This window comes from Mojavia sp. (assembly GCF_059505145.1).
In genome coordinates this window covers 62,579-82,387 of sequence record NZ_JCACKA010000053.1, presented here as the reverse complement: position 1 = coordinate 82,387, position 19,809 = coordinate 62,579, and the positions used below count along the sequence as shown (strand labels likewise).

The following is a 19,809-nucleotide window of genomic DNA, read 5'->3' as shown; positions in this document are numbered from 1 at the left end:
TTTTTTTGCTCTTCTACTTATCTTGACGGTAAAGGTTGTTTAGTAAGCTATCCATGATAGTGTTAATCTCGACAAAATTATTATCCATCGCCAGCATTTCCTCCGGCTTCTGGATATATTTATCCTCAATCAATTCATCTGCACAGTTCTCTATAATCTGACGAACACTTTCTTTAGTTGACTCAAGATGAAACTGTAAGGCTAACACCTTTTTGCCATAGATGAACGCCTGATTTTGGCAAGCTTCGCTGTAAGCTAATCGAGTTGAGCCTTGCGGTAAGTCAAATGTGTCACCATGCCAGTGAAAGACTGTAAATTGCCGCGGTAACTCATCAAATATAGTCGAAGACTTGGCTTCGTTTGTAATCTCAATAGGAAACCAACCAATCTCTTTATATTGCCCTTGATATACTTTTGAACCTAAAATATCTGCGATTAACTGTGAGCCAAGACAAATTCCAAGAACTGTTTTATCTTTCTTGATTGCCTGCTCAATAAATCGTTTTTCTTCAGTCAACCAAGGATATTTGTTATCTTCATAGATATTCATTGGCCCACCCATCACTACAACCCAATCCACATCATCAACTTGAGGTAAAGAGTCATTAGCATAGAACCTGGTTGCTGATAAAGAGTGATTTTTATTAACTGCCCACCTTTCGATGCTGGCAAGTCCTTCAAAGGGTACATGCTGTAAGTAATGGATTTTCATATTTATTTTTGAATTTTGAATTTTGAATTTTGAATTGTTATCTTCTGTCTATGCGTTGGGCTATATGTGCGAAATTTCATTAGGTGGGGAAATAATTTCGAGTCCGTAAATTGGGGCAGTTGCCATCGCTTTTTCGATGTCTGCGGGACTGACAGTAGGTGAGTGGGTTATATCTATTGCTGGCACACCTATTTCCATAAAAAACTTCTCTAACCCTGCTGGCGTCACCCAACACAGTAATTTAGCAGGTTTTAACCCCATATTTGCATATCTGTGGAGTTGACCTTTGGGAGAATGGAGAAAAGTGCCAGCAGTCGCAACAACCGTCTGTTGATCCAACTGGAATTCTAGTTCTCCCTCTTGAATATAAAAAGCTTCATCTTCGTGACTATGAATGTGAGGTGGTATGCCGCTTTGGGGTTGAACGATAATCTCAACTAAGGCGTAGGCTTTACCAGTATCTTCGCCCAAGGCTTTAAAAGTATACAAGTCCCCAAGTACCCAGTATGAGGAACCTTGTCCTGGCTGCTGCAATATTCCTTGCAGATTAATTGTCATTGCAATTTCCTTCCTTAGATATAACTGTCTTTGTTGTTAATACGTTCTCTCAAGCCAAGTTAGCTTCTACCTTGCCAGTCTCTGGACATACACCGACTTGAAGCACAGTGTCCATTACATCTGCATTCATGCGAGTAGCCATTTCTGGGCAAGGCTTGTTTGCATGAAGATTAACTTGAGTTTGGGTAGTATCTTTCTTTTCTAGACTAACTGTTTGCCGCCCATATTTCAGAACAGTTGACATCCAAATTAATTCGTCCATAAACCTTTCCATGCGCCGAATATAAGTTGGTTTATCAATTAAATTGCCTGACTCATCAATCAGTTTTTGAACATTACTAAAGTTGAGGTCATAGAAAATAGTTACTAACCCCAACTCACGCATTACAGGTAATAAGTTTTGGATGACCCTTGTGCCACCAAAAGGCCCTGACGAAACACCACACAGCCCGACAGCTTTATGGATATATTCTTTTAGGCAGGTATCAAGTACGTGTTTGAGTAAACCAGGATAGCCATGATTGTATTCTGGTGCAACAATGATTAATCCATCTGCGCGTTCGATGGTTGCAGAAAACTGAGGGTCTTTGATAGATTCACCTGCATCATCAGTAGCGATCGCCATATTTCTAATATCTATCAGTTCGGTTTCCAGGCGATCGCGGGCTGCTACCTGCTCAACAATAAATTTTGCAACATACTCACTCTGGCGACCTTTACGAGGAGTACCGAGAATCACAGGGATAAATAGGGATGCATCTAGCATAGTTTTGTTCTCTCTACTGTTCTTAACCAAACGACCAAGAGGAATATTTTGTAACAGCGCTCCCAACTTTTCTGGATCATTCAACAATTTAGCGTTAATGGGGGTTTTTATTACTCCTGGGGCCACATTAGACTGTATGGACTACTGCCAATATGCGACGTTCTACCATCGTAACTATGTTTAAGATTGTACGATTATACTGAGGACATGAATCAGGCAAACTACTCCTGGTCAGCCGGAGAAATTCTGCAAAACCGCTATCTCTGAATGCACTTGGTTAGCACAAGAAATAAACGATTGGCTCAAGCCGCTCAGATAGCGAAGCATTTCCTAATCGTATTGGTTTATCTTAGTCTCTTGGTAGCTAAGACCTCACAAGTTTATATGGGTTGCAAAAGCAGAAAACAGCATGATAAAAATTCGCGGAATCTTGAAAACTGCTCAAACAGCACAAGAAAAATTAAAAACTGGGATATCGCCTCAAAAGGTTGCTGATTTCAAACAATTTATTACAAGCTCAGTTGCAACTATTGAGCGGTTATGCGCTGAAGCGAAAATAACTCCTCATCATCTACCAAAACAATCCCGTGAGGCTTACTATTTTCTTAAAAATATTGATTTAAAAAACTTGCCTACTACTTCTAGTCATCCAACTCAAACGCACGTTGAGAGTATCCGCATTCAGAACATCAAAGCACAACAAGATTATATTTTGCAGAGTATTGTTAATGTTGCCTCATCTCCCACCCTAAATTCTGTTGAAATACAGCAACTAACTCAAAATTTGGTAAGAACAGTAACAACAATTGAAAGAATATGCTCTAACCAACAAGCAACGCCAGCAAATCTGACTCGTTCATCGCGTCAAATTTTCTCTTGGATGAAGTTTTTAACTGATGAATATAATTTGCAACTTCACCTTAAAACTACTTCTCGTGTGCAGCAAATCGCCAAAGAAATCTTGATGACACATGGTCAAGAGTCGGTAAAAATAGCGATCGCATTTATTAATTTACCAGGATTATACAAAGGTAAAAGAAATGGTAACGCTGCCAATCTCATGATTAGTGAAGGGTTCATCAATGCCTCAGATGAAGTTTTGCAAGCTTTGGTAAAAACTGCTCTTTTTGGCAAGAGTCAAGATAATACACAAATTATTAGGGCATTTGCTAGTTCAGAAGAATACAGCAATGTACTGCTAACACTTGATTTAATTGTTGAAGTAATCGCCGAAAATCCCCAAGGTAAGTTTTATAACCTGGATGAGTTATTTAACAAACTCAACCATGAATATTTTGCTGCAACTCTTGCTAAACCTCGCCTAGCATGGAGCAAGATTAATACTTACCGCAAGTTTGGGCACTATGAACCAGCTAGAGATAGAGTGGTGATGAGCTTGACTCTTGATAATGCCAATATACCTGAGTTTGTAATTGAGTTTGTGTTATATCACGAACTACTGCACAAGTACCACGGTACGAAGTGGGTGAATGGTAGAAGAATGGTTCACACTCCTGAGTTTCGCGCTCATGAAAATAAGTTCAAGTTATACAAAGAAGCTCAGGGATGGTTACAAAAGTTAGCATCAGGAAAAAATTAGAGATTGGATATAAATTCTGGAATCGAGGTTGTCTAGCAAGTATTTAGTTCTAGATAAAAACCAACTATATAACTGAACTTATATGAAATCTTTCACCCCAGAAGTAATTAGAGCTATAACCCCTATGTTTATGGCTAGCATTGGAGCTGTAATTGGTGTTGCGGTTTTATTTTCTCCAAATACTAATGATGCAAAATCGTCTGCTGGTTTGGGTCTAGCAAGTACGGCAATTGCTGGCGCTGCTGGACTTGCTCAAAACAGCAAAAGCGAGCCTGACTTTTCAGTTAAGAAAGAGGGTAACAAATTACAAGTTGAAACACCAGGAAATCAAGACAGTGATTAACATTAGGTAGTTATGTTGCAAAAATATTTTCGGGATATCAAAATCTTAAGAGTAAGACCAGGCTCTACAATTAATCCAACTAGCGATTGTTTCCTTCGATAAATCACAGTTATTGAGCATTTCGATTGCTACTATCAGCACGAACAATATATTTATTGGCAGGCGAATTATTAGCAAGTGGTTCTATTTTTCCCTGAGCAACCAAAGTTTGATAAATTAAAGCTGTAATCTCTCCTCTAGTGGCAGGTTTACTGGGATTAAGAACTTTGGGATTTGGATAATTCACCACTATATTTTTTTTGGTTGCTGCTGCTACATCTCCTACAGCATATTGGGGAATTCTATTGGCATCTGCATAAGTATTAGTAATAATAAATGACGCAGGACGATTAAGATTCGCTGCCACTGCCTGTTGATCAGTTGTTGAAGGTGTTGAAGGAGTCACAGCATTAGCTGGTGCAGCCTGGGCTTTTGGTATTAATAAAGGCTGCATCAAACTAGTAATTGCAAGCGGTAAGAAAATAGGTCTTTTTGTGGCTCTGCGTGTGCTTTGTTGAGGAACTGCACTCTGCGTGGTTATGGGTACAGTAACTGCTGATGTACCAGCAGTTAGATTCAAACCTTTGCTTAAAGCAACTATAGCCTCAACCTTGGTAACAGATTGATTTGGACGGAAGTAACCACCAGGATAACCTGTCATAAATCCTTGCTGATATGCTTCTTCAATGGGACGAGTAGCCCAATAGTTAGCAGGAACATCTTTATATACAGCACCACCTTCTATCTGACGAATTGGCGGTTGGTCAAAAGCTTGACGAATGATGGCTGCAAATTCATCCCGGTCTACTGCCTGTTCTGGTCGAAATGTACCATCAGGATACCCAGTCACTATATTTCTTGCAGCTAAACTCCGAATAAATGGCTGCGCCCAGTAACTAGGTTGAACGTCACTAAAGGTAGTTGCAGGGGAAGATTGAGCATAAGTATCTAATGCTCCAACTGCAAGTACTATTAAATTTAAAGTTAGTAAAGATACGCCTGCTGATGCTAACTGAGTTAACCGCGTCATTATCTATGCCTCCTATTTTTTAAATAATTAATTTTCTAATACTTCAATGGTTATTAATAAATAGTGGAGATTTAGTGGATAAATCTATCCCACAACGAAAAATATTACTTTTGGGTGATTAGACTTATTCCTTTAGTTATAGATAACGCAACATTCTCAAATAACAAAATCGTCAATTTTTTAATAACGGCTCATGTTAATCGAATAATTTTCAATTTAGGTAGTAAAAGTCTCAAGTTTGGGTTCGAGAAGAAAAATTTAGCAGAGTTCTCCACAGGTTTTCCACTATTTAGATTTAGTTTAAATCTCAAACGATACCTTAATCAAATAAAATTTTCCTTGATAACCTGTTTTACTGCTTCAATTATCAGTTATTTTACGAATCTCTACCAACTTTACGGATAAAAATCAAGTATTACTTGAGTATGTATGAGATACATTTAAAAAAAGTATTTCTTTGGGTAGTAGAGTTATCGCCTTAAAAAGCAAGATGGTTAGCGCCAGGGGGTAAAATGCGTCAACTCATTATCCAAGTGCCACGGGGAAACGGAAAAGCAGTTATTGACATCGCCAAATCTCATAACGGCTCAAATCTTTCACGCTTTGAAGGAAATGCAGAAGAACCGATTGATGTAGTGATTGTTCACGTTTCTAATCGAGAAGTTGGGAAAGTCCTAGAGGAATTGCAAGACTTGCCCAAAGTACAGATCACGCTCATACCAACTGGTGTGATGACTCTGCAACCCCCTGCGTCGAAAGCACCGCAACAAGTTGTGGATGTGGAAGAACGCAGTCCAATTGAGATTTTTCTTTCCGGTTTGCAAAGCGTTGGCTCTTGGCGAGGTTTTCTTGGTTATGCAGCACTGGCAGGCTTTGTAGTCTGGATTGGCTTGTATACTAATACAGCTTACCTACTAGTAGCAGCGATGCTGATTGCACCGTTTGCAGGCCCGGCAATGAATACGGCGATCGCTACTGCATGGGGCGATCGCAAACTCCTGGGGCGGAGTATTTTACGGTATTTTGCAGCTTTAGCAGTCACAATTGTCACTACTTGGCTACTTAGCCTGATACTGCGTCAAGAAATTCCCACCAGTTTAATGGTAGGAAGCAGCCAGGTTTCAGCAGTGGCAGTGCTTTTGCCATTGGCAGCCGGAGCAGCAGGGGCGCTCAACTTAGTGCAATCAGAACGGAGTAGTTTAGTATCTGGGGCAGCAACGGGGATGTTAGTTGCCGCTTCTTTAGCTCCACCTGCGGGAATTGTGGGTATGGCAAGTGCAATTGGCAGGTGGGATATGGCAATTTCGGGGCTATTCTTACTGTTTTTGCAATTATGCGGCATTAATTTTTCAGCATCCCTCTTGTTCCGAATGTTCGGGCTGTCTGCTCAAGGAACTCGCTATCAGCGTGGTAAAAAACGGGTATTCTTTTCTGCCTTGGTGATCACTGTCATAGCATTGGCAGGTTTACTAACTTGGCAGTTCTCTAATTCTCCCAATTTACAACGCTCTAGTCGTGCCCAACGTGCCAACGCCCAAGTCCAGAAAACTGTGGAACAAGTTGGTTTAGCAAAATTAGTCGAGTCGAATGTGCGCTTCACACGAGCCAATATTGAAGGTCAGGATACCCTGCTATCTGTTGTTTATGTGCAGCGTAAACCGGAAGTTACAGCCTCTAGTGAAGAAATTCGCGATCGCCTTACCCAATCAATTCAAACTCAATTATTGAAACAGGATTTTAACGTCACACCTTTAGTGGATGTTAGCGTACTAGAAACCCCTGCTAGTAAACAATAAAATCAATTCTCTAAAATTCGACATTAAATTACGAATTACGAATTACGAATTAATACTATGAGTAGTTCAAAGCTTTTAGAAAAACAAGCCCTAGAAAAAGAACGTAACGAAGTCTTGCAACAGTTAGAAGATTGGTTAGAAACTCCAATGCTGGTGCTGGGCTTTGTATGGTTAGCACTATTCATCATCGAAATCATCTGGGGGTTAAATTCTTTACTGGAAGCCGTTAGCATCACTATCTGGATTATTTTTATATTAGATTTTCTCCTGAAACTAGCGATCGCTCCTCATAAAATTTCCTACATCAAAAGCAGCTGGCTAACAGCTATTTCTCTATTTTTGCCAGCGCTGCGAACTTTTCGGATTATCCGAGTCATCAAAATACTCCGAACAGCACGGGCTGTGCGAGGACTACAACTGTTGCGAGTTATGACTCGTGCTAACCGAGGAATGCGAGTTCTCTCAGCAAGTATTAGCCGTCGAGGGTTTGGTTATGTTGTGGCATTAACAATGATTGTTACTTTAATCGGAGCAGCAGGGATGTATGCGTTTGAGAATGAAGTGCCTATAGAATCAGGGCTACATAACTACGGCACTGCTTTATGGTGGACAGCAATGCTCATAACAACAATGGGTTCTGAGTATTGGCCTAAAACCCCTGAAGGTCGGGTGCTTTGTTTTTTCTTAGCGTTGTATGCGTTTGCCGTGTTTGGCTACGTTACTGCAACTCTAGCAACATTCTTTATTGGTCGTGATGCCGATGATGACGAAGCAGAGTTAGCTGGAGCGAAATCGATTCAAGTGCTTCAGGGTGAAATCGTAGCATTGCGGCAGGAAATTCAAGAATTATTGCATCAAAGTTCAGAGCGATGACGTTAGCAAAGATTAATGAATGAGGAAAGTTCATGAATGCAGAAATCTCCACAGCTTGGGATAAGGTTCAAAGCATGATCAACGGTTTCATAGCTTTGCTACCAAACATTGTCTTAGCGTTGATTGTCTTTATACTCTTTTTATTTGTTGCCAACAGAATTAAGGCACTAGTCAAGCGGTTAACTCGCAACCGTCGCTACGCCCGGAATCTAGGATTAGTACTGGGAAGGGTAGCGCAAGGGGTAACAATTTTGATTGGGTTATTTGTCGCCCTTTCCATTGTGATTCCTACATTTAGAGCTGGTGATTTGGTGCAACTATTAGGAATTAGCGGTGTGGCAATTGGTTTTGCCTTCCGTGATATTTTGCAAAACTTCTTAGCTGGTATTTTAATTCTGCTGACTGAACCTTTCCAAATTGATGACCAAATTGTTTTTAAAGGCTTTGAGGGAACTGTTGAAAATATCGAGACACGTGCAACAACAATCAGAACCTACGATGGTCGGCGGATTGTCATTCCTAACTCTGAGTTATTTACTAATTCGGTAACTGTCAACACTGCTTTTGAAAATCGGCGATTAGAGTACGATGTCGGCATTGGCTACAACGACGACATTGACCTAGCCAAGCAGTTGATGTTAGACGCAATGCATAGCGTAGACGAGGTTTTAAGAGATCCGGCTCCTGATGTACTAGTAATGGAACTTGCCGAAAGCACTGTTAACATCCGTGCGCGTTGGTGGGTTCATCCACCACGACGGGCAGATAATCTGATTTCGCGGGACAAAGTTATTACAGCAATTAAGAAAACGCTCGTTGCCAACGGCATTGATTTACCTTTCCCAACTCAACAAATTTTGTTCCACGACCAGACCGAAGAGACAGATGGCGATCGCTCCCGTCAGCGCGAAGGTTGGCCCGCAGGTAAAGGTGAAGTACCAAAGCCTCGCCGCATCAGTGATTCGCTTCTTTTACTTGCTCAAGTGCGCTCCTCCCAAGATGGTAACGGTAAGATAGATTCTCAAATCAACGAACAATGAGAAATGTCAAAGTAAGCAAACTTTGGGATCAGCTCCACTCAAGTTACTGGTTCATACCAGCAGTTATGGCAGTGGGAGCTACTGCTTTAGCTTTCACAATGCTTAATCTTGACCGTACAGACAAGCTAAAAATTAATTATTGGTGGGTTTACACTGGTGGATCTGATGGAGCGCGATCGCTATTAGAAGCTGTTGCAGGTTCTATGGTGAGCGTTGCTGCTACAGCTTTTTCAATTACAATTGTGGCACTTCAATTGGCTGCCGCCAATTTTGGCCCCCGGCTTCTGCGTAATTTCATGCAGGATACAGGTAATCAAGTTGTGCTTGGCACATTTATTGGTACGTTCATCTACTGCTTGCTCGTACTACGAACGATTCGTGGAGAAGGAGATGGATACAGCCAGTTTGTGCCACAACTTGCGGTGACAGTCGGTGTTTTACTGGCAATTATTAGCATTGGTATTTTGATTTATTTTATTCATCATGCTTCAACAATAATTCAAGCATCTAACGTCATTCAAAATGTTAGTGCAGATTTACATTCAGCAATTGAGCGGCTATTTCCAGAAAAAATAGGGCGTGGTGAACCAGAAGACAGACAAGGATTTGCAGAAATTCCCATGACTTTTGAGGAGGAAGCTTTACCGATTCGAGCAAATAGCACTGGTTATTTACAAGCAATTGATGATGAAGAATTGATGAAAATTGCTTGTAAGTATAATTTGCTAATACGCCTTCAAATTCGACCAGGTAAATTTGTAGTTCAAGGTAGCGATTTAGTTTTGATTTTTCCTGGTCACAAACTAAATCAGAAACTTGTTAAAAAAATTAATAATGCCTACATTATAGGTAAAGAACGTACAGAGCAACAAGATGTAGAATTTCCCATCGTTCAGTTAGTAGAAATTGCCTTACGCGCGCTCTCTCCTGCTGTCAATGATCCATTTACTGCAATTCGCTGTATTGACCAATTAAGAGCTGGGTTCTGTCATCTTGTTCAAAGAAGCTTTCCTTCACCTTATCGCTATGATAATAATAAACTGCGCGTAATTGTTGAAAGTGTAAAGTTTGCGGAATTAACTGATGCTGCTTTTAACCAAATTCGCCAGTATGGATGCTCTGATGTCGCAGTCACTAGTCGTTTGTTAGAAGCTATAGCTGCAATTGCTACTTACACTAAGAATTCTAAATATCAAGCAGTCCTGCGGCATCATGCGGAAATAATTTTACAAAATAGCCGTGAGGGACTCTCGCAAGAACAAGACCGCAAAGATGTAGAAGAAAGATATTACCAGGTTATTAAAAATTTAGATAATGACAGCAATATTAAAGATTGGAAATCACCATAACAATAGCATTGTAAAATTATTTTTTTTGGTAAATACGTATGAAAAATCTCAATTGGAAAGGTTATCGCGTTATCGCGTGGGTAGGGCAAACTCTACTAGCAATCTTTGTTATAGCCGCAGCAGGTCAAGGTAAGTGGTTAAATGCCTTGGGCCTTGCCTTCTTCCTTGCAGTATCTTTTGTGTTTGTTGTCCGAGATGATAAATTACCGACCTTGTTTGATTTTTTGTTTGTGTTGGCTGCATTGCTAAATGCTACTGGTTGGGTATGGGGTTTATTTGGTATGCCGGGGCCTTATGACGAAATAGTTCATGCTTATACGACTTTTGCAATTACCCTCGCACTGAGTTTTTTAGTCTATAGTTCAATGTTGAATATATTTCGGAATCATACACTCTTGTATCTAGTGACAATTACCAGTTTTGGAATTGCTATCGGTGCTTTGTGGGAAGTTGCGGAATGGTCTGCGGGGAAAATTCTTAGCACTCAAGTGATTGAAAGCTTGGATGATACTATTATCGATTTAGTTATGGACTCTCTAGGGGCTGGATTAGCAGCTTTAATTAGTCTTTGGGCATTACGAGAGTGGACAAATAGAAATACGGATGCAACCAATTCACAAAGTGAGACATACGTTTAAGTTACATTTTTTTGATATTTGGGAATAAAAATATGAAGGTTAAATATATAGAGAATCGGCAGATAAATACTACATCAAATTTAGGAAAATTTCTAAGATTAATGTCAGCCAAACAAAGGCATCTGCTATTATCTTTTATCGGGATAATGGTAGGATTTTTGGGTAGCTGTTCGACAGAGTTGCCTGGAGAAGTTCGCCCTTCAACTGTTGCTTCTCCTACGGTTAGTGAGTCACAGAATCAAAGTTCGCGCCCTCTAACACCAACTGCTGAGGATAACAATTTTGTAGTTGAAGTTGTCGAAAAAGTAGAACCGTCTGTAGTTCAAATTAATACTTCCCGAACTATCAAAAGCGAAGTACCACAATTACCTGAAGCATTTAATGACCCATTTTTTAGACGCTTTTTTGGTGACACCTTACCAACACAGCCTCAAGAACGAGTAGTACGCGGTGTAGGCTCTGGTTTTATCATCGATCCCAATGGACGAATTCTCACCAATGCTCATGTTGTCAACAATGCAGATACGGTGACGGTATCATTTTCAGACGGTCGTACTGTTGAGGGCAAAGTCCTAGGCCAAGATTCGGTGAGCGATGTTGCAGTTGTGCAAATTCCTGGTAATAACTTACCAGCAGTAGAAATAGCAAATCCTGATTCTTTAAGACCAGGACAGTGGGCAGTTGCGATCGGTAATCCTTTAGGTTTACAACAAACAGTAACAGTAGGCGTTATTAGCGCGATCAACCGTTCTTTAAATCTTTCCACTAGACCTAGTAGCTATATTCAAACCGACGCAGCAATTAACCCCGGAAATTCAGGCGGGCCACTCTTAAATGCTCGTGGTCAAGTGATAGGTGTCAACACTGCAATTATTCAGGGTGCTGAAGGTATTGGCTTTGCTATTCCTATAGATACAGCTCAAAGAATTGCCCAGCAATTAATTACTCAAGGCAAAGTTGAATATCCTTACTTAGGTCTTCAGATGCTAACGCTAACACCTGAAGTCAAGCAAAGAATCAATAATTATCCCAACAGTAACACCCGCATTGTCGCAGACCAAGGAATTCTTATTGTTCGCGTTATCCCTAATTCTCCTGCTGCCAGAATCGGACTACGCCCAGGAGATGTTATTCAAGCAATTAATAATCAGCCCGTTACCACATCTGAAGAAATTCAGCAGATTCTCGAAAAGAATGGCTTAAATAACTTACAAATCCAAGTGCTACGCAACGGACAGAACTTACAATTCACAGTACAACCTGAACCACTGCCATCTCCAAATAATATCCAGTCTTAAGTTTGTCAGGTAGGTCATGCCTACCTGACTTATCAACTATTTTCAACAGTTGATTCAGACTTGCCATTTACCACAGCTAATACTTTTTGCTCGTGATTATCTTTTTTATTTTCCTGCCAGTTGTTGAGTACATCCTCGACCAAAACTTCTTTAATCCAAGTCTGAAAGACAATTACTAATGGAACAGCGAGGAATACACCTAAAAACCCGAAAAAGCTGCCAAAAAAGACCACTGCTACTAAAGTAACTGCTGGCAAAAGAGATGCTTGGCTTTTCATGACTAAAGGCACTATAACTAAACTTTCAACCTGCTGAATACCAAAGTACAAAGCTATAACAGCAGCGATTTTCCAAGGTTCTTCACTTAATGCTAGCAGTGCAGGCGGAATCACACTTAAGGTTGGCCCAACATTTGGGATAAATTCTAATAATCCTGCCAAAATAGCATTAACTAATGGCAATGGTACTCCCAAAATCAACAGTCCAATATAGCTCAATGTTGCAATGACCAGCATAGTAAGGAGCGTACCTTTTATCCAGCCAGTCAACGAGACTGCACACTTATTTAGAATGTCATCAACTCGCCGACGATAAAAGGCAGGGAATAACATTATAAATCCCTGTCGATAGGGCGATGGATTGGCTAATAACATGATGGTAAGAGCTACAAAAAGCAGCAAACCTAAAATAATAGAAAGCGAGCTACTGACCAAGCTAAAAAAGTTGTTTATTAACCGATTTAACCAATCTTGTAAACCTTGAGTCAGATACCTAAGTCCGCGAATATTTTCTAAGAGTTGGTCAGGAATTACATTTTGTAACCAGTTGTTCCACGATCGCAACCGTTCTAGTCCTATAGGCATAATATTACCAAATTGTTGCAATTGCTCAACAAGACGCGGCACAATCAGTGCAAAAAAACCGACCAAAACGGCCAATAAAAGAATAACTGATATGGCAACTGCAATTCCTCGCTTGATACGAAATCTTTGAAAAAAGCTCACTAGTTGATTTAGGACTGTAGCTAAAACTACCGCTGCAAATACCACCAAAAGTATTTGCCGAATTTGCCACAAAATGTAAAGAGATATCACAAGAGCGAGAAACCCGATTAATTGTCCGAATCGCACAATTTAGCCCCCATTTTTTTTGTTATTACCAGCTATTGTGCTGAGTTTAATTACTTCAAGTTAGCTGTATCGCTATATTTAAAAAGCCACTAGAAGACTGATTTTTGAAGAGCAGCGATATATGCGCCTTCCGACAGAATTTAGGTATTTTCTTGAGAGAGTAATCTGATATGAGCAAACCTTGAAGACTGTACTCATAAAAATGCAAAAACCACGTCCCAGTAATATATTGATACGTGCTTTCGTATTGATTTTTGTCAGTTTAGCTATCTTCATGGTTGGCTCAATATTCTTTAACATGAGTAGACAATTTAGAGAAAGCCCTGAAAATATTGAAGAGCCTGAACAGGGATTATTGAAGTAATACAGTAGGAACCTCAGCAACTAAGACTTATCTAAGTAATAGGGTTGGGAAATTTGCATCATGTATAAACCGATTAAGTTCATTTCTTGGGTATTGATAGGCATCCTATTGTTTTCGATGTCCGGCTTGCCTAGCTTGGCTAGAGATGTACCCCAATTTCCGCTTTCAGAACCTCAACAGTAGCAACCAACTGAACCAAAGCAGCCTGTAATAACATCTCCTAATGCACCAGGATTAAGTAATCCCCAGGAATTTGAAGGCTTTGTAGACAAAATTATCAATGAAGAAATATGAACCTATCCCACTAATACCGGAGATATGATAATTTGCTGTTGATGACGGAAAGTTGTATCAGGGTATGGCTGGGCGATTTGAAGGATTAAGCGATCTAGAATGGAGACTGTTTGAAGATATATTCCCCAAAGAACCAGAAAAAACAGAGGTGTACACACATCTGTGTACTAAACCGAAATCATTGTAGATCCGTCATTATCCTCCGATAAATTGGAGGACTTTGAGGGATTTTAGCCCCCCTTGGAAAGGGGGGTTGGGGGGATCAAAAGCCTGTGGGACAACTCTCAAAGACTTGTGTGTACACGGTAGCTTGTAGGAGAGGGAGGCTGGAAGGGAGAGGTTTGCCGAACTCACGTCTGGTTAATAAAAAATGCTTGGTAAGTAATATGAAGTTAAATAATATAAAACACAATTTTTTTCCTATTATCAAGATTATATCTTCAGTTCTCATAGCCAGTGCAATAGGATTGGAACTATGGAATATTTATGCAGCCATAAATAACATTAAAGTACCAAACAGCCTGAATCCAGTTTTCTGGATTGAGCGCATTGCTGTTGTGAGCCATTTAGTTGAGGCAGTTATAGCAGCTTTTTATGCGCCTTCAAAACAAAAGATGCCTCTACAATATGGTACTTATACTTTTTTTGTGGGTACAGTGGCTTTGTTAGAACTGTTTGGTAAAGAGGACAAACTGTAAATTAAGCAGATTTCAAGCGTTGCTTAGGTTCAGGAATTGTACGCCCTAACTTTTGAGCAATCTCAATCCATTCTTGCATAATAATTTCTATATTTTGCAATGCTTCTTGATAGGTTTCGCCATCGGCAACACATCCGGGTAAGTCTGGAACTTCGGCAATAAATGCTTCGTCTTCTTCGCTCCAGTAGAGAATTATTTCATAGCGAAGGTTCATTTTTACTTCCTAGCTTATATTTAAGAATCACTGCACGAACTAGTTTAACGTGATAGCCTTTGGCTTTTCCTTTCTTGTGTTCTAGGTTCAATATTTCCTCAACACCTTCTTTAGTAAAAATATAGTGTCCACCACGAATCTGCTCATCAAAGCCTAGCCTGTATAACAGTTGCCAAAGTTGAGCAAAAGGAATGTCTGTATCAGAAGTTCCAGATAAAATTTTAGCCAAGAGTTTGTCTTGCTGACTCACGCTTTTACTTACTTATTAATATCGAAATATTTATATATTCTCATATTTTTGTAAGAGTTTGTTGCTGCTTGCATCTCCGTGTCTCCCCATCTTTGCGTCTTTCTTGCGCTACGGATTACTTAAAGGCACATTAGCTGATCTTGCACTAAGCCCGAACGACTATAAATCCCAGCTAAGAGGATGTTTTAAAAGTCTTATCGTCAGTAGTAAAAGGTTTCAGATCCCCCTAAATCCCCCTTGAAAAGGGGAGGCAGTGCGTTGCGGGGGTTCCCCCCGTTGTAGCAACTGCCGTGGACTTTAAGAAGTTTCCCCCCCCCTTTTTAAGGGGGGCTAGGGGGGATCAGCCAGTGCTTAATACAACAAACCACTTTTCAAACAACCTCTAAACAAGCAAAGTCTACCTGTGTGGACTGCGAAAAATAATATGCCCCTTCATCTCCCTTATTTCCCAAATTTTTCTAGGTAAAAAAATTAAATGCTTCACACAGCTGATCTCTTTTTTTTGGGAAAACTATATGTGGTTGGACAGTTAACGGCAGCTATAAAGACTGAAATATCTAACTTCGCCGTTCATGGTGTGTAAGTTTCATATCTTGCACTAAGCGCCGTGACTATCAAATGGTGCGACTACATAAACGTAGTTTGCCTGTGCAGGCTAAGGAAAATTAGTGCCTTTAAAACCCGTTACTCACGACTTTGTACATATAGCCCTACCTATTTAAGGCAGGTAAAAAATGGGAACTAGTCTTAAATTCCAACAAAACAAGGTGCCAAATATTTTCAAATCGAGAAATTTCAATGTTACATAGTAATCAAGAAAATTTTAAAGAAGAAAAACTAAAATTTATTTTTTTTGAAGTTACACCTGCCCTAAAATCTACAAATTTTTCTTGTTTTGCTATTGGAGAAAGCGTATCTTTTTTTGGCTCTTGGATGATGCAAATTGCCTCAATATGGTTAGTTTATCAATTAACCAACTCAGCTGTGTCAGTGGGTGTAATTGGTTTTGCAAATCAAGCTATGGGCTTGATTATTACACCTATAGCAGGAGTACTGCTTGATCGTTGGAATTTGCGATTAGTACTATTAACTACTCAACTATTATTTATTTTGCTATCTTCTGCATTGACATTTTTAACTGTTAGCGATCGCATCACTGTTGAATGGATTATTGTTATCGGTTTATTTCAGGGTATAGTAAAAGCTTTCGATTTACCAGCACGCCAGATTATTCTTCCCAGACTCATTGAAAAAAAAGCAGATTTTACCAGTGCAATGGCTGTTCATTTATTATTGATGAATACAGCTAAACTCTTCAGTCCTATGATTGGAGGCTTACTAATCGCTAAAGCTGGTGTAGCTCCATGCTTTTTAATAAATACTATTAGCTATTTACCCTTGGTGTCAGCCCTTTTAACTATTCAAATGAAGCCAATTATCGTTAATTCACTATCAAAAAAACTTCAAATTTGGAAAAATCTAAAAGAAGGTTTTATGTATGTATATGATTTTTTGCCAATTAAATACGTTTTAATATTGCACATCTTAGTTTGTTTTATGGCAATGACTCATATAAATTTAATCCCCATTTTCGCAAAAGAAATTCTTAATGGTAACGCTGAAATTATGGGATTTTTGATGACAGCTTCAGCATTTGGTTCTATAATTGCCTGTCTTTTTCTTATTTTACAGAAAACAGTTATTAATCTCGAAAAAATTATAGCCATCTCTGCTGCAATGTTAGGTTTATCTTTAATACTCTTTTCTCGGTCAACAAAGTTAGAATTTTGCTTGGTACTCATGTTTTTCATAGGCATGAATAATAGTCTAACTTTTGCCACAATTAATAACTTTATACAATTAGTGATTATCAATGAAGATAAAAGAAGTAGAGTAACTAGTATATTTAGTACAGGTTTTTTAGGAATACTACCTTTCGGTAATTTATTTTTTGGAGAGTTATCTAATGATGTTGGTGTTGCTAATGCTTTATTATTTAGTGGAACTAGCTGTATTTTAGGAGCCTATTTTTTTGCTAAACAATTGCCCACTATAACAAAGTTAGTAAAGCCAATATACATACAAATGGGCTTAATTGCAGAAAAAGCATAAATATTAAATTTGAATAAAAAACATAACTTTTACTTTGTCAGGACTTATGCAACAATAATGTAATTTCGTCATTGCGACCGTAGGGAAGCAATCCCAAAGTCTTGATTCTCGTTGCGAGTGCGTAAGTCCTATTTGTAAAAAAGAGGAATGAGGGGACAAGGAGAAAGAACTATGAATACATCTTGCCCCTTCCAATTTTCCCCTTTCCCCATCCTCCTTTAGCCGTAACGATATGGTTAGCCGCGATCGCTTGAGCTACCGTTAACGTTAGTAATTGCAGTTTGGACAGGTTGAGTGGCAAGAACTGCTACAACTGGAGTAACCTGTGAAACAGATTTTTTACTCCGCCTTCGATTAGAGCCGCCAGCTTTGGAATACTCCATGCTGTTTCGGCCGTAGACAGTTGCGACTCCACCAAGCATTCGTTCAGACATTTCCGAGAGTGCTTTGTCCATCTGAGTTAGTGTCTTACGCGATTCCTCAATATTGGACAAAAGCGTGTTATGAGCTTCTAGGGTAGCACGGGTAGTATTGATTAGGCGGGTGTAGGCTTCAATGCTTAATCCGTGCCCTAAATCCAGCTTCTCATTAATAGATTTAAGCAGGGCGAGACGACGTTGGGCTTTGTCCACAGCAGCAGAACCGCGAGTTTTTAGAGACATGGGACATCCTCTTGAATCATTCTTTTTCAAGATAGTGCTGCGTCCTTCTGCCTGAGATGAGTAGTTTTGTGGATTTATTTGATCAAAGGTTCAACGCCATAATTGGGAGTTTGTCTGTGGTTTTACTCATCTATTTATATCAATTTATTGTTTCGGCATGAACGCAATCAGCAACACTGATCGCCGAAATAGTATTTGCGATCTCCGAAACAGTATTTGCGATCTCCGAAACAGTATTTGCGATCGCCAAAATAGTATTTGCGATCGCCAAAATAGTATTTGCGATCGCCAAAATAGTATTTGCGCTCTCCGAAACAGTATTTGCGATCGCCGAAATAGTATTTGCGATCGCCGAAATAGTAATTGCGATCGCTCTCCCCTACTCCCTGCTCCCTGCTCTCCTGCGGCCTTAATGATAAGTCTTTAACCGAACATGATGTAACAGCTTATTAACTAACTGCAATTATTCGTGGTGCGATTGCCTCTAAAAAATTTAAACCATTAGGAGTTAGTCCTAAACCAGTACCAGCCGGACGGAAATCTTGAACTTTTTCGTAAACTTGCACATTTAAGTCAAAATTCGAGAGTGTAATTGCCGCAGCTAATTTCCCAGGGAGAGCACCAATAATAGCAACTTTTTCTACCATAGCTCTCAATGATTTTTTACTCATAGTTTTTTCAGGAGTATAATTATCTTAAATATGTTTATGACGCTAGCTATAAATGCTGTAAAAATGCTGTAAAAAATCAGATATAGGACTCATATTTGATTTTTGAACAAAATTCAGTACACCTTTATTCCTTCTTCCCAGTCCCCAGTCCCCAATCCCCAGTCCCTTACCTCTACGAGTGATTCAGAAATCAAATCGGATTGCTATATATAACAAATAAGAATTAGAAATAATAACTGCTGTAGCTTGTAATCAGGTGAGGGCACAAGTCGCATCTGATTACTCCCCTTGTCCCCTATCCTCTTTTTAATGACAAATTCGCAAAATTTCCAAAAATTAGTAGCACTTGCAAATGAACACGGGATTAATTGCCATCCAGCAATAGAAGACTGTTTAATCGCATCTTTACCTGGACACGATAATTTTTTATTAGCTTTTACTTGGTCTGGATCGATTCAAGGAGAACCGCTAGAGCATGAATTAATAGCAATTAGTGTACAGGATATAGATAAAGGAGTTACCGTTGCGGCTTGGCAAATTCCTAGCTATTTATTCGGCAGTGTTTTAAGACAGGCGCAGATGCTTGTAGCTGCTCATATAAATTTTATTGATTAATCGCAAGCTATAGCACAAACAGCTAAAATTCCTTACAGGTTTGGATATTTTTATTCCATATATGAACGATATAGCAGTCCGATTTAATTCCTGTTCGCGCAGCGTGGCGTAGCCATATTTACTTGCGTGGGCGGATATCTCCTAGTTCAAGTTGAATTTAATTAGAATTTAAAATTATCTTAACCAAATGTTGATATGTAAATATAAATATTTGCTATTTTTAATCTAAATTTGTAAGTGTATGTCTATAGATAGATACTATTTTCTGTTAATAATTTTACATTTGTAAAGAAATGTAAAAAAGATTTGAAACACATGGCTGACATTGTTGATACTGCTGTAAATGCTGGCTCTTTTAACACTTTAGTTGCAGCAGTAAAAGCTGCTGGTTTAGTCGATACCCTCAAAGGTGCTGGCCCGTTTACCGTTTTTGCACCTACTGATGATGCATTTGCTAAACTTCCAGAAGGTACAGTGGATGCCTTGCTCCAGGATATTCCTAAACTGAAAAAAATCCTAACTTATCATGTTGTTTCAGGTAAGGTTCTAGCAGCTGATGTTGTTAAGCTGAAGTCAGCTACAACTGTAGAAGGAACAGACGTAAAAATTGATGCTTCTAATGGTGTCAAGATAAATGATGCTACTGTTGCAACACCAGATGTTGATGCTGATAACGGTGTTATTCACGTCATTGATACAGTATTGATTCCTGCATAAATAAGTGTTTACATAGAGAACACATTTTTGGGGCAGCGAT

Annotated in this window: 22 protein-coding genes and 1 pseudogene; 13 read left to right on the top strand and 10 right to left on the bottom strand. The window is 39.4% G+C overall.

Going from position 1 to position 19,809, the window contains the following annotated elements; genetic code table 11:
• Positions 1-13 precede the first annotated feature (13 nt).
• The 4 genes and pseudogenes from AC5JL8_RS10775 to AC5JL8_RS10760 form a co-directional block, all read right to left on the bottom strand.
• Complete coding sequence (locus tag AC5JL8_RS10775) at positions 14-712, bottom strand: type 1 glutamine amidotransferase (protein WP_495879769.1); 699 nt, start codon at positions 710-712, stop codon at positions 14-16.
• A 60-nt stretch (positions 713-772) separates the two neighbouring features.
• The gene (locus AC5JL8_RS10770; RefSeq protein ID WP_495879768.1) at positions 773-1,270 is read right to left on the bottom strand and encodes a quercetin 2,3-dioxygenase; all 498 of its coding nucleotides are present in this window, start codon (positions 1,268-1,270) and stop codon (positions 773-775) included.
• Positions 1,271-1,319: 49 nt separating this feature from the next.
• Positions 1,320-2,036, bottom strand: a complete 717-nt coding sequence (locus AC5JL8_RS10765) for an NADPH-dependent FMN reductase (RefSeq protein WP_495879767.1) — start codon at positions 2,034-2,036, stop codon at positions 1,320-1,322.
• 27 nt (positions 2,037-2,063) lie between these two features.
• A pseudogene (locus AC5JL8_RS10760) lies at positions 2,064-2,168 on the bottom strand (glucose-1-dehydrogenase); the annotation flags it as partial.
• 277 nt (positions 2,169-2,445) lie between these two features.
• On the opposite strand from AC5JL8_RS10760, the gene AC5JL8_RS10755 reads away from it, so the two are divergent.
• Positions 2,446-3,636: a M48 family peptidase gene (locus AC5JL8_RS10755; RefSeq protein ID WP_495879766.1), complete on the top strand. Its 1,191-nt coding sequence runs from the start codon at positions 2,446-2,448 to the stop codon at positions 3,634-3,636.
• Between the two features lie 82 nt (positions 3,637-3,718).
• The gene (locus AC5JL8_RS10750; protein ID WP_495879765.1) at positions 3,719-3,979 is read left to right on the top strand and encodes a hypothetical protein; all 261 of its coding nucleotides are present in this window, start codon (positions 3,719-3,721) and stop codon (positions 3,977-3,979) included.
• Positions 3,980-4,088: 109 nt separating this feature from the next.
• On the opposite strand, the gene AC5JL8_RS10745 is transcribed toward AC5JL8_RS10750, so the two are convergent.
• Positions 4,089-5,048 carry an S-layer homology domain-containing protein gene (locus AC5JL8_RS10745; protein ID WP_495879764.1) on the bottom strand — a complete coding sequence of 320 codons (960 nt, stop codon included), beginning with the start codon at positions 5,046-5,048 and terminating at the stop codon, positions 4,089-4,091.
• A 512-nt stretch (positions 5,049-5,560) separates the two neighbouring features.
• On the opposite strand from AC5JL8_RS10745, the gene AC5JL8_RS10740 reads away from it, so the two are divergent.
• The 6 genes from AC5JL8_RS10740 to AC5JL8_RS10715 are packed head-to-tail and all read left to right on the top strand — an operon-like array spanning position 5,561 to position 12,042.
• A complete protein-coding gene (locus tag AC5JL8_RS10740; protein ID WP_495879763.1) occupies positions 5,561-6,844 on the top strand; it encodes a TIGR00341 family protein in 1,284 nt (427 codons plus the stop codon).
• Positions 6,845-6,901: 57 nt separating this feature from the next.
• Entirely contained in the window at positions 6,902-7,717 is an 816-nt protein-coding gene (locus AC5JL8_RS10735) for an ion transporter (RefSeq protein WP_495879762.1), read from the top strand.
• A 32-nt stretch (positions 7,718-7,749) separates the two neighbouring features.
• Complete coding sequence (locus tag AC5JL8_RS10730; RefSeq protein ID WP_495879761.1) at positions 7,750-8,757, top strand: mechanosensitive ion channel family protein; 1,008 nt, start codon at positions 7,750-7,752, stop codon at positions 8,755-8,757.
• Entirely contained in the window at positions 8,754-10,106 is a 1,353-nt protein-coding gene (locus tag AC5JL8_RS10725) for a DUF2254 domain-containing protein (RefSeq protein ID WP_495879760.1), read from the top strand. Before AC5JL8_RS10730 ends, AC5JL8_RS10725 begins: the two co-directional genes overlap by 4 nt.
• Before the next feature lie 38 nt (positions 10,107-10,144).
• Entirely contained in the window at positions 10,145-10,744 is a 600-nt protein-coding gene (locus AC5JL8_RS10720) for a DUF2238 domain-containing protein (protein ID WP_495879759.1), read from the top strand.
• Positions 10,745-10,776: 32 nt separating this feature from the next.
• Complete coding sequence (locus AC5JL8_RS10715) at positions 10,777-12,042, top strand: HhoA/HhoB/HtrA family serine endopeptidase (RefSeq protein WP_495879758.1); 1,266 nt, start codon at positions 10,777-10,779, stop codon at positions 12,040-12,042.
• 32 nt (positions 12,043-12,074) lie between these two features.
• Here the strand turns inward: AC5JL8_RS10715 and AC5JL8_RS10710 are convergent, their stop codons facing one another.
• A complete protein-coding gene (locus AC5JL8_RS10710; RefSeq protein ID WP_495879757.1) occupies positions 12,075-13,172 on the bottom strand; it encodes an AI-2E family transporter in 1,098 nt (365 codons plus the stop codon).
• Between the two features lie 1,044 nt (positions 13,173-14,216).
• Here AC5JL8_RS10710 and AC5JL8_RS10705 point away from each other — a divergent pair.
• Entirely contained in the window at positions 14,217-14,528 is a 312-nt protein-coding gene (locus AC5JL8_RS10705) for a hypothetical protein (protein WP_495879756.1), read from the top strand.
• 1 nt (position 14,529) lies between these two features.
• Here the strand turns inward: AC5JL8_RS10705 and AC5JL8_RS10700 are convergent, their stop codons facing one another.
• Positions 14,530-14,742 carry a type II toxin-antitoxin system HicB family antitoxin gene (locus tag AC5JL8_RS10700; RefSeq protein ID WP_495879755.1) on the bottom strand — a complete coding sequence of 71 codons (213 nt, stop codon included), beginning with the start codon at positions 14,740-14,742 and terminating at the stop codon, positions 14,530-14,532.
• Positions 14,726-14,992, bottom strand: a complete 267-nt coding sequence (locus AC5JL8_RS10695) for a type II toxin-antitoxin system HicA family toxin (RefSeq protein WP_495879754.1) — start codon at positions 14,990-14,992, stop codon at positions 14,726-14,728. Before AC5JL8_RS10695 ends, AC5JL8_RS10700 begins: the two co-directional genes overlap by 17 nt.
• Positions 14,993-15,790: 798 nt before the next feature.
• Between AC5JL8_RS10695 and AC5JL8_RS10690 the strand changes: the two genes are divergently transcribed.
• Positions 15,791-17,104 (top strand): MFS transporter, encoded by a 1,314-nt coding sequence (locus AC5JL8_RS10690; RefSeq protein ID WP_495879753.1) that lies wholly within the window; start codon positions 15,791-15,793, stop codon positions 17,102-17,104.
• Between the two features lie 236 nt (positions 17,105-17,340).
• On the opposite strand, the gene AC5JL8_RS10685 is transcribed toward AC5JL8_RS10690, so the two are convergent.
• A complete protein-coding gene (locus tag AC5JL8_RS10685; RefSeq protein ID WP_495879752.1) occupies positions 17,341-17,766 on the bottom strand; it encodes a hypothetical protein in 426 nt (141 codons plus the stop codon).
• A gap of 157 nt (positions 17,767-17,923) precedes the next feature.
• On the opposite strand from AC5JL8_RS10685, the gene AC5JL8_RS10680 reads away from it, so the two are divergent.
• Positions 17,924-18,193 carry a hypothetical protein gene (locus AC5JL8_RS10680; protein WP_495879751.1) on the top strand — a complete coding sequence of 90 codons (270 nt, stop codon included), beginning with the start codon at positions 17,924-17,926 and terminating at the stop codon, positions 18,191-18,193.
• 22 nt (positions 18,194-18,215) lie between these two features.
• Here the strand turns inward: AC5JL8_RS10680 and AC5JL8_RS10675 are convergent, their stop codons facing one another.
• Entirely contained in the window at positions 18,216-18,437 is a 222-nt protein-coding gene (locus AC5JL8_RS10675) for a hypothetical protein (protein ID WP_495879750.1), read from the bottom strand.
• Positions 18,438-18,746: 309 nt separating this feature from the next.
• Here AC5JL8_RS10675 and AC5JL8_RS10670 point away from each other — a divergent pair, with 309 nt between their 5' ends.
• Positions 18,747-19,052, top strand: a complete 306-nt coding sequence (locus tag AC5JL8_RS10670; RefSeq protein WP_495879749.1) for a hypothetical protein — start codon at positions 18,747-18,749, stop codon at positions 19,050-19,052.
• A 315-nt stretch (positions 19,053-19,367) separates the two neighbouring features.
• Positions 19,368-19,769 (top strand): fasciclin domain-containing protein, encoded by a 402-nt coding sequence (locus AC5JL8_RS10665; RefSeq protein ID WP_495879748.1) that lies wholly within the window; start codon positions 19,368-19,370, stop codon positions 19,767-19,769.
• The last annotated feature ends 40 nt before the right edge of the window (positions 19,770-19,809 follow it).